This window comes from Paenibacillus xylanivorans (assembly GCF_001280595.1).
Lineage (GTDB): Bacteria > Bacillota > Bacilli > Paenibacillales > Paenibacillaceae > Paenibacillus > Paenibacillus xylanivorans.
The window spans coordinates 65,947-76,636 of record NZ_LITU01000029.1 but is presented as its reverse complement, the minus strand read 5'-3'; the positions used below and the strand labels follow the sequence as shown (position 1 = coordinate 76,636).

At 45.3% G+C, this 10,690-nt stretch carries 11 protein-coding genes; all 11 read right to left on the bottom strand.

Annotated elements, in window-relative coordinates:
- Positions 1-631: RCC1 domain-containing protein (locus tag AMS66_RS03020; protein WP_053779384.1), on the bottom strand; the 631-nt coding region annotated here is incomplete at its 3' end.
- 198 nt (positions 632-829) lie between these two features.
- Complete coding sequence (locus AMS66_RS03015; protein WP_053779383.1) at positions 830-2,176, bottom strand: FAD-binding oxidoreductase; 1,347 nt, start codon at positions 2,174-2,176, stop codon at positions 830-832.
- Between the two features lie 183 nt (positions 2,177-2,359).
- Positions 2,360-4,411: a serine hydrolase domain-containing protein gene (locus AMS66_RS03010; protein ID WP_053779382.1), complete on the bottom strand. Its 2,052-nt coding sequence runs from the start codon at positions 4,409-4,411 to the stop codon at positions 2,360-2,362.
- 116 nt (positions 4,412-4,527) lie between these two features.
- Positions 4,528-5,826: an ATP-binding protein gene (locus tag AMS66_RS03005; RefSeq protein WP_053779381.1), complete on the bottom strand. Its 1,299-nt coding sequence runs from the start codon at positions 5,824-5,826 to the stop codon at positions 4,528-4,530.
- A gap of 1 nt (position 5,827) precedes the next feature.
- On the bottom strand, positions 5,828-6,568 hold the full coding sequence (locus tag AMS66_RS03000; RefSeq protein ID WP_053779380.1) for a LytR/AlgR family response regulator transcription factor: 741 nt from the start codon (positions 6,566-6,568) through the stop codon (positions 5,828-5,830).
- 262 nt (positions 6,569-6,830) lie between these two features.
- Positions 6,831-7,598: an ABC transporter permease gene (locus AMS66_RS02995; RefSeq protein ID WP_053779379.1), complete on the bottom strand. Its 768-nt coding sequence runs from the start codon at positions 7,596-7,598 to the stop codon at positions 6,831-6,833.
- On the bottom strand, positions 7,599-8,360 hold the full coding sequence (locus AMS66_RS02990; RefSeq protein ID WP_053779378.1) for an ABC transporter ATP-binding protein: 762 nt from the start codon (positions 8,358-8,360) through the stop codon (positions 7,599-7,601).
- A gap of 12 nt (positions 8,361-8,372) precedes the next feature.
- Complete coding sequence (locus AMS66_RS02985; RefSeq protein ID WP_053779377.1) at positions 8,373-9,236, bottom strand: pentapeptide repeat-containing protein; 864 nt, start codon at positions 9,234-9,236, stop codon at positions 8,373-8,375.
- A 14-nt stretch (positions 9,237-9,250) separates the two neighbouring features.
- Positions 9,251-9,580: a PadR family transcriptional regulator gene (locus AMS66_RS02980; protein ID WP_053779376.1), complete on the bottom strand. Its 330-nt coding sequence runs from the start codon at positions 9,578-9,580 to the stop codon at positions 9,251-9,253.
- A gap of 257 nt (positions 9,581-9,837) precedes the next feature.
- The gene (locus AMS66_RS02975; RefSeq protein WP_053779375.1) at positions 9,838-10,233 is read right to left on the bottom strand and encodes a VOC family protein; all 396 of its coding nucleotides are present in this window, start codon (positions 10,231-10,233) and stop codon (positions 9,838-9,840) included.
- A 33-nt stretch (positions 10,234-10,266) separates the two neighbouring features.
- The gene (locus AMS66_RS02970) at positions 10,267-10,689 is read right to left on the bottom strand and encodes a phage tail protein (protein ID WP_236703126.1); all 423 of its coding nucleotides are present in this window, start codon (positions 10,687-10,689) and stop codon (positions 10,267-10,269) included.
- Position 10,690 lies beyond the last annotated feature (1 nt).

Below are 10,690 nucleotides of genomic sequence, written 5' to 3'. Positions count from 1 at the left end.
CTTCGCATTGGCCATGTGTATTCCTACCCACGGCAACCGCCGTGCCATCCGATTTAATCCCGACGGTATGAAGGTACCCTGCCGCTACTGCCATGATGTCGGTCCATCCGCTTACATTGCATTGGCCATACTGATTATTGCCCACCGTCTTCACAGTTCCGTCTGATTTAAGCCCCACGGTATGCCAGTCCCCCGCCGCTATTCCCACCATATCACGCCAGCTGCTTACATCGCATTCGCCTTCATTATTTCGACCCACAGCTACCACCGTACCATCCGATTTAATCCCAACGGTACGACGCCAGCCCGCCGCAATGGCTACAATATCTCGCCAGTCGTTTACATCGCATTGGTCATGCTTATTCCACCCCACAGCAACCACCATGCCGTCAGACGTAAGACCGATAGTATGAGCATTACCCGTGTTCGTCGCCATATGAACATTTCCAGCCGCGACTGCCACAATATCGCGCCAGTCGCTCACATCACATTGGCCAACTTTATTATCACCCACTGCCATCACCGTACCGTCCGATTTAAGACCAATACTATGACGTCGCCCCGCCGCTATGGTGGTATATTGGGGGAGCTTCACCTTTAACGCCGTTTCAATCGGCGAAGTGTAATCCATGTTTTACCTCCTTAAAATATGTACCTGATCCCCGATATGCAATTTAGATATTACAATTTTATCATCTTACTCTACAATAAATAGTAAATACAAGGATTAGAAAGGAGGCGATGATGTTCATCTCCATTCCAGATTTTCCCACAGCAAAAACCGTTAACCCTTCTCAGCATTAACGGTTTGAATTCGTTGCCCCCTCTTTTATTTAGCCGGTGGAATGCTTTGTGGGTTATTAAATACATTTTTCGGATCGTATTTCGCTTTTACTTTTCTCAATCTGGCGTAATTCTTGCCATAATAGGTTGGCCCTGGATTTTTAATACCTTGGTCTGGTACGTTAATGTAAGACCCTACAATATAAGGCTGTAGTTTCTTTCTGGTGTTTCGAGCTAAGGCAATATTTTTAGTGGCATGGGATGGCTTCACCCATGAGCTGTTCCATTCAACATAAAATTCAGCTTTTCGCCAGTAGAACGCAGTGGCTTGAGGAGCGACTCGACTTACAGCACCGCCCCAGTTAAGGAAATAGAAACCGGCTGGTGTACCTTCCTCAGCATTTTCCAGAAAATCACGCATGACTTTGAAGGCTTTATCCGGGAATGGCTGTCTGCCAAAGCCACTGGAAAACTGGTTGCTGTATCTTTGGGTGAGCACAGGATCTGGGGCTAGCAAAAACTTCGTGGCTGCCCTGTATGGCAGGTACAGAATGCTTTTTTTAGTAGGCGTTCCTACGCTAAGAATGGGCTCCAGCTGACGGAGAGCTTCACTCTTCGATCCGAGGTATACCCCTAACATGCTAACATTACCGCCTTTTTTGGGACCAACACTTAATTCACTGCCCAGCTTGGTGCTGGCCTTAGGCGCCCACACTTGCCATTTCTTCACGACTTTTTCGAACTGTTCCCATGGCCAAGTGATACTAAATACAGTAGCTTTGACTGGAGAGCGCCGGACTTTGAATTTATATTTGGTATATACGCCGAAGTTACCACCGCCACCGCCACGTGTAGCCCACAGAAGATCAGAATTTTGTTTTTTGTTTGCCCGAATGATCCGCCCTTTAGCGTCAACCATTTCGAGTTCGATTAGATTATCGCTGATGAGCCCCGTTGTCCTTTGCAGTGGACCAATTCCTCCACCAGGTGTTATTCCACCAATCCCAACCGTTGGACTGTCACCAAACGGGGCCATGAATCCTTGTCGAGCCAGCGTATCCACGAGTCTTCCGACCCGATTACCTGTCTCAACGACGGCTGTTCCGCTTTTTTTGTTTAACTTGATTCTCTTCATTTCACTAACATCGATGACAATGCCTCCATTGACTTGTGAAAGGTTGGGCTCTAGGGCATGCCTCCCACTTCTCGGCCGAATAGGGACCTTATTTTGACGCGCCCATCTTATGGCATTTGCTACATCCTGTGTTTTTTGAGCGAACACAAAAACCTTAGGAAATCTGTCCGTATGCGGATCCCAGTTCTTCCGAGCTACTTCATAACCAGGATCACCTTTAAACACCACTCGCCCTGTAAGCTTAACTTTTGAAATCACGCTTCTATCCAACTCCTTAGTAATGAAAATACATCCTTTTCATTAACAAATTAGGCTGATTCCATATAACCTATGTAGGAGAATCATAATGAGTTTGGGCTTAAAAAAAGAAAAATATCGGATCACGAGCAACGTAAGCTCTTGATCTGATATTTTCAAATGAAATCACTTTTTTCAAACCATTCACTTTAGTTGGATCTTAAAGATATCTCCGGCTTCACCGCCAAATACGATAAAACCACCTTCGGGAAGCAGCGTTGATTGTTGATTGGTTGCTATTGAAAATTGAACCACTTCACCTTTATCGTTATACACCGCATAACCTCCACTTTCGGGGGAATCCACTATTAACGATTTATTCGCCGAGTGGGAGTCGATGGCATACCAGCGTGCTTGACCGTTTGACGGGATGGTGGTGATTCCAGTTTTCCCACCGAAGATTGGTGAAATCGCATCCTCCGCAATGTACTCCTGTCCATCCTGAATTAAGTACTCCGTTTCATTCTTCGTGCGGAAATGCAGATCGAACGCATCTCTTCCGTTCATAACAGGAATCTGGACAACATTCTCTGCATTATACTGGTCAACAACTCGGGTACCATTCGCATAACCGTTCTCTGCATCTACCGACAGGTTTTTGATCAGCATCGTTGGCATCAGATAGAAAATCGACGTTATTTTTTCATCAAGCGCGTAATATTTAGAGCCGTTTCGTGCCTTCCATTTCTCTTTCGTTGCTGGGTCTAGTGAATTATTATCCAATTTTTGATAATCATATGTGTTCATCACCGTTTGGCCTAATCCGGGCAACGTTATATTCGCCTGAACTTTAAAATATACCTTGTCGTTACTTTCTTTCTCAAAGCTGACTTTCACACTTCCGTCGCTACTTGTAAATTGTCCTTCACCAGTGTACACGTAATTTTGCTCCGGGATAAGTCCTCCCTGCATGGCTGGAAGTGCTATTTCACCATTCTTAACCTCTATATTGAGGGTTGTGCCTACCGTTCCATAGAGGCCGGAATACGCCGTCAGATCCGTGGGCATCTTCACTTGGACAGGTGGTGAGAATGTCTGATCAGGCTCTATCTCGTCGATGATGCCTTGATCCTCAAGAACCTCGAGCAGAACTTTACTGGCAAACATCTGATTGTAGATGGAAGACCCACCCGAAGAAAGAACGGCCATCGAAATATCATGTTCAGGTATTGTTATTAACGAAGCATGATATAACATGGTGTCTCCACCTTTGGAAAGTGCAGTAATGCCGTAATCGCTAAACGGTGCAAGAGCAACAGCATCCCATCCAAGGCCGTAGTTGAAGTTATTTCTCTCTTCAGGCACCCATATTCCTTGACGATATTCATGATTTTGCATGGACTTTGCTGCGGATTTGGACAGAATATCCGGTCTGTTTCCTATCAACATTTCAGCGAATCGGCTTAATTCTTCTGCGGTCGAGTAGATTCCACCTGCACCAATGATATTGGCATTTTCGACAGGCAGTTTCGTTTCAATCGTAGGCCAATAGGTTTCGGATAATTGTTTTCTATCAAAAGAATCAAGAGGTGTCTTGGTGCCTTCCAACTCTAATGGATCGCTGATGAACTTGGCAATAAATTCGCTGTAGCTTAATCCACTTACCCGTTCAACCAATATCTCAAGGAGCTGGAAACCATCATTGCAATAGACGGAATAGGCTCCCGGGTTCGATTTCAGTTGCTCTGACTTTAGTTTGAGCAGTAATTCGTCATGATTACGGGTATCGGTATCGTCAAATAACATACTGTTTCCATAATGGGTACCATAGAGCCCGGAAGAATGGTTCATCAGCATGCGTGGCGTTATTTTGGTATATCGGGCATCCGCCATTTCAAAATCTTTAATATATGAAGTGAGGGGCTGATCCAGATCCACTTTACCGGAATCAACCAGCATCATGGTAGCAGCCGTGACAACCATTTTGCTAACTGAACCTATTCCGAACATCGTATCCTTGTCTACGGGTGTCTGGGATGCCTTGTCGTGGAATCCAACACTGTCCGACAAAATGATCTTCCCTTCATCCATGATGGCATATTGCAAACCTGTGACACCATACTTCTGCACCATCTCTGTGGCCATTTTGTTGGCCTGAACTTCAATCGTTGAGCCCTTGTTCGACTCTGCCATGGCATGTGTCATCGGTGTGACCACAAGCACAGCCGTGCATAACATACTGATCAGTTTTTTCATCTAATTACTTCCTCCTTATGATGCTGCTCATCTGATTGCATTCATCATATCGGAGAAGAAACAAATGGAACGATAAAGAACCCTGAATGGAAAAAAACAATCCCCGAACGGTATGTTCAGAGACTGTTCATGTCAAAAGGAAGCACGACCATGTTATTGAATGACCGTTGATGATTCTCGATACTCATATGTCCACCATATTTTTCGCACATTCTGGATATGTTGGTTAGGCCAATCCCATGATACTCCGGATTGGGCTTCTCACTCTTGAAGTGAGCCAGTTTTTGTTCCACATGATTCATAATCTGGATGACGAGTGCAGACTCCGTGGAGTGAATTGCGATCAGGATATACCTGTCTTCGGCATGTCTGACTTTCTTGGAAGCCTCAATGGCATTATCCAGCATGTTACCGAGCACAACGCACAGATCATATCGATCAATGTGGACATGTTGCGAGTGAAGCCCAATCCGTGTATCGATCTTGATTCCGTTTGCCTGCCCTATCGCAATAATATTCGTAACAAGAGCATCGATGACGAGATTGCCGGAGTTCACCCGCTGGTACGCTCCTTCAATCTTATTCAACGTAAGTTTGATATGATCACCTGCTGCTGCCAGTTCGTTACGTTTGATACATTCATCAATGTACAGAAACTGCTGGTTGATGTCATGGATGATGCTTTTAATGTTTTTGAAACTGTGTACCGTCTTCTCATAGTTGGCATCCTGATAATCCATCTGACGCTGCAACTGGGCATTTTCATGGGCGAGCTGAACCTTTTCTACCATATTATCAATTACATATACAATGAACACATTAAGAAAAAGGGAGCCTAGCACGGAAACGACATAATAGATATTTTTTTCACTATAAGCCGAGGCTACGTTGATCTGATATATCGTAATGGTGGGTACGATCAGAAACAAGAAATAATAACGATAGTGCACAGCAAAACTTCTGCGTTTGGCAATTAAACGCACTATCAGGGTGACAATGAACATGATACTGCAACCAAGCAGCATCACTTTGAAGAGTTCCCAATGATGCTCCACATTGAAATGATCCCATATGCTGTAATCCGTGGAGTCCAGTACCCCTATAATATATATAGCAATGTAATTTACCGTTGTGAGTAGTACGGCATACAGGATGGTAAACGCAAGTTTAAGTATGAATTCCACCTCATAGGATTGTGCCAGGCTGTAGATAAATAACAAAGCAACGGCGGACGAAACGACAGGTGAAAATGAAGATGCCAAATAGAAATATCCCACTACGACAAATACAATGAAATAGATTGCCCTGTGTGGCTTTCGTTTGGACTTACCTAGAACTGAATCAAAATAAAAATTCACCTGGAATGCCATAAGTAAGGGAACGACGATGAAAGACAAGATCACATAAATATCCATATCATTGAATCCTCATAATCATATATTTGGTATAGGCATCCTTGACTTCCTTAACTTTGGAGCGGCCTATGGGCAATTCGGTTCCATTCAACATGACGACCTGGGTGCCGACAAACTTCTGAACATGCAGCAGGTTAATCATAATTGAGCGATGAATTTGCAAGAAACCATGGTCTTTCAGGGCGGCGGCATAACCGGATAGAATGCCTTTGGTCTCATGCGAGTTTTCCTGGGTCACAAATTTCAATTTGTTCTTGACCGTTAAACTCTTCATGACCTCAATCCAAAGAATATCATCGTATTTCAACAGAAGTTCTTCATAGTCTGACTTGATGAGTACATACTTTTTGTCCAACGCTTTAAAATATTGGCACAACTTAATCATTTTCTCCTCGAAGATCTGTGGCTTGATCGGTTTGATCAGGTATTGAAACGTCACCACATCAAAGCTCTCTACCATATACTCGGGGTAGCTGGTCAGAAACATGATTTGCACATCCAGATACTTCATATTCCTGATTTCTTTGGCTGTCTGGATTCCATTCATTCCGCTCATCTCCACATCCATGATGAGAATATGAAACGTGTCCCCCACGTTTTTATAGTGAGAGACCAACTGTTCACCGGATGTAAATAATGTAACTTGGAAATCAATATTCGTTTTTAGAGATAAGGAGATCAGCATCGTTTTCACAAGTTCTCTTTGTTTCTCCTCATCATCACAGATTGCAACATTGAACACGTTTGAACATCCGCCTTTCATTGACATCGACTCTGAATTTCACTCTCAAATATACTATTTTATCACAGGTTTCGGAGCGAATATGGGATGAAATGCGTTATTCAGACCCTAAAATGCTGGACCCATAAGAACGTATCCCAATAAAACAAAAAGGCCGCTAAAATAGCGACTTTTAATGGGATAATGTTTCTTTGCCCCTCAACACAAGCCTGCGATTATGTCCCCAGCTTGGCGTTTTCTTTTAAATGCTTCCTTAGTTAGTTCATATTCCCTTTTTGTACGCCCTCATTGCAAAAAAGTACGCTACGAGCAAAATCCCAATACACCACGCAAGAGCGATCCATATATCATTGCCAACCGGCTGATCCGACAATAGCGCACGAATGGCTTCCACGATCGCTGTCACCGGCTGGTTTTCGGCAAAGGCGCGAACAACCGATGGCATCGACTCGGTCGGCACAAACGCCGAGCTGATAAATGGCAGGAAGATAATCGGGTAGGAAAAGGCGCTTGCGCCATCAACCGTTTTAGCGGACAGACCTGCGATTGCTGCGACCCAAGTCAATGCCAGCGTAAACATTAAGAGTATGCCGGCTACCGCAAGCCATGGCAGAATCCCTGCCGATGAACGAAAGCCCATAACAAGCGCTACGAGAATGATGACAACGACCGAAATGGTGTTGGATACCAGCGAGGTCAGCACATGTCCCCACAGAACGGCGGATCTTGAAATCGGCATGGGGTGAAACCCCTCCATTATGCCCCGTTTTACATCGGTGAACAGACGGAAAGCCGTGTAGGATACTCCGCTGGCAATAGCAATCAGTAGTATGCCGGGCAACAGGTAATTCACATAGTTATCCGTTCCGGCTTGAATGGCGCCGCCTAACACATAGACGAACAGCAACATCATTGCGATCGGCATGACGGTGACGGTGACGATGGTGTCCATACTGCGGGTAATATGGCGCATGGAGCGCCCGAGCATAACACCCATATCGCTAAAAAAGTGTTTCTTTACGGCTTCCATTTACATGGCCTCCTTCTTACCGACGATTGCGAGGAATATCTCCTCTAATGACGGCTGCTTTTCAACATATTCCACCTTGGCTTGTGGGAACAGCTTTTTCAGCTCCGAGAGCGTGCCATTCGCGATAATTCTGCCTTCGTGCAGAATGGCAATTCGGTCGGCAAGCTGCTCAGCCTCCTCCAAATACTGTGTAGTGAGAAATATCGTCGTACCTCCAGCGGCAAGCTCCCGGACAATCTTCCAAACCTCGATGCGCGACTCGGGGTCAAGCCCAGTGGTCGGCTCGTCGAGGAAAACGATCTGTGGTTTTCCCGCGAGACTCAAGGCGATGTCGAGCCTGCGGCGCATACCACCTGAATACGTAGACGCCCTGCGGTCGGCAGCCTCTGTCAGACCAAAACGTATAAGCATATCGTCTGCAACCTGACGCGGATTTTTGAGGTAACGCAGCTTGGCAATCATGATCAGATTTTCCCGTCCGGTCAGCATTTCATCCACGGCGGCAAATTGCCCGGTCAGACTGATCTCCTGTCGCACATTGTCAGGCTTGGATGCAACGTCGAATCCGTTTACGGTGACTGTTCCGCTGTCTGGTTTGAGCAGCGTGGTGAGAATTTTGACAACCGTTGTCTTGCCTGCCCCGTTGGAGCCGAGCAAGGCAAAAATACTGCCCTTATCCACCTCGAAATTTACGCCCTTTAGGACTTGTAGCTGCTTGTAGGACTTTTGCAGCCCACTCACTTGAATCGACTTGATTTGCATATTTTCCCCTCCTTAAATAACTGTTACCTTTGACAAATCGGCATCCATGCCTTTAAGGGCGGCATAAGTCAGTTTATCCATCATCGCGCCATCAAAGCAGATGGTTTTGATGGCACGGTAATACTTCTTGGAGAGGACGGAAACAGGGAATGACACATTTTTGAGGGTCGCGTCCTTAAACGTAACTTTGTTTAGCGCCGATTTGTCAAACTTGACGCCGATGAAGGTTTGCCCGTCAAAGCACACCCCTCCCAGATCGGAAGATTTGAACTCCACGCCATCAAAGATACAGTTTTCAAAGATGGTTTTTCTGAGGTCGTTCATGGTCAGCTTAACGTCGGTCAGTTTTACATCTTTGAATTTTGCTCCGTCTAGCCCCGATTTGCTGATATTGGTTCGTACAAGTATGGACTTATGGAAGCTCGCATGCGATAGGTCAAGGGTGGAAAAGTTGCAATCCGTCAGATTGGCCTGGTCAAAAATAGCTTCACGGACATCACTGCTCGCAAATGTGCTACCAGTCAAGTCAGCACCCGTAAAGTCAGAGCCCTGTAACGCACTCGCTTCAAATTTCCCTCTATGCGCAATAACACCCGCAAAGTCACTCTTCACCAGGTTGCTCGCGCTTAAATTGGTTACCACCTGTCGTTCCAGCGATCGGGAAAGGTTAGCCACCTCTTGTACCGTTTGCTCAATGTCGCCGATGCTTTCAATGGTCATCTCAAACGCAATTTCATCGTCCTTGCCCTCGGCTTTAAGTTCATGGAACCGCTCCTGCAGATCGGAAAGCAGGTCAGCCTTTAATTCGGTGACACTTTTTACCCCATCGTACGGTGCGAACACGCCGTTCAAATAGTTGTTCAATTTGTCATTCATCACATCAACTCTCCTTATAATAAATTTTCAAGCACACGCTTTGCATACTCCCAGTTGCTTTTGTTGCGGGCATAAGCCATTTTGCCCTTTTCGGTAATCCTAAAATATTTACGCCGTCCGCCCTGAGATTCATCGCCCCAATACCACTCGATATCACCGTCGGCCTCAAGCCGACGTACGCTGGAGTACATCGTGGCTTCTTTTAATTCATACTCTCCACCCGAGCGCTGGCCAATCAGCTTGACAATTTCATAGCCGTACCGGTCAGCTTCGGATAAAAGTCGTAAAATCATTGTGTCGGTATGGCCGCGCAGCAAGTCGGATGTGATTTTGTTATCGCTCATGTAAGCACCTCCACATCTGCATCATACGATACACTACTGTGTCTGTCAAGGTAGTATTTCAATTATAATACTCTGTTGAATGCACTTCTGTGTTTGTCTGTACGGTTTGGACAAGGACATATAGCGTTAAAACTCAAAAAAGCCGCAACAATGCGGCTTTTGATCGTGTATGCTCTTGTCGACTTATCTCGTGTTATCTAACATTAGACACATCATCTGATCAGCTATGAATATAAGTTAATGTCCATACATTATCTCTACGTTAATTGCTGCGCAATCTCCCAGACATGTCCTGCCGGATCTGTGAAGGCGGCAGTACGTACTCCCCAAGGCCGATCCACCGGACCGTTAAGCAGAGCAACGCCATGTGGTTTCAATTCGTTACACACTGCATCCACATCTTCCACTCGGATGGTAAACTGGAAACGAGATCCGGATTCTCGACTTGCGACTGTTCCAGGATGGATCAGACCGTGTGCTTCGGAGATATTCAGGAGATTAATACTCATATTTCCGAAGTTGTATACGGCAGAAACATCGTCTTCATATACAGCGGACATTCCGAATACGTCTTGATAGAATGCCCTCACCTTAGGCAAGTCCTCCACAAACAACGTTATAACATCAACATTCATTGACCCTAATGTCCTCATAGGTATACCCCTTCACATACACTTTTGTTTACTTTAATACGCTCCTTTAATTACAAAAAACGAGCCCCGAATGGTTCCAGCTAATTTAGATTTCTGTCTGGCAAACTTAAACTTCCCTTCTAACTCCTTTGGTACCTCCATCCCCTCAGAAAGCTTAAAACCAACGGCCCGCTTCTTAGGGTCATCAACCGTATACATGACATTGAGACCAAGACCATCTTCATAAAAGACATAGGAAAATTGAATATTGCCCACTTGAAAACACGACGTTTCCAGAGGCTTGGCCGCAAACTCAATATCACGTTCTTCTTTCAAAATTCGCTTCACATAATCAAGGGTCTCCTGACTTTCGCTGGCTGATACAACCGTAAATTCATGTTTATATTTGTTCATAAAGTAACGGGCGTCATTCGCACGCAAACCAGCAAGCGCTTCTGCTACCGGTGAAGACTCCAAA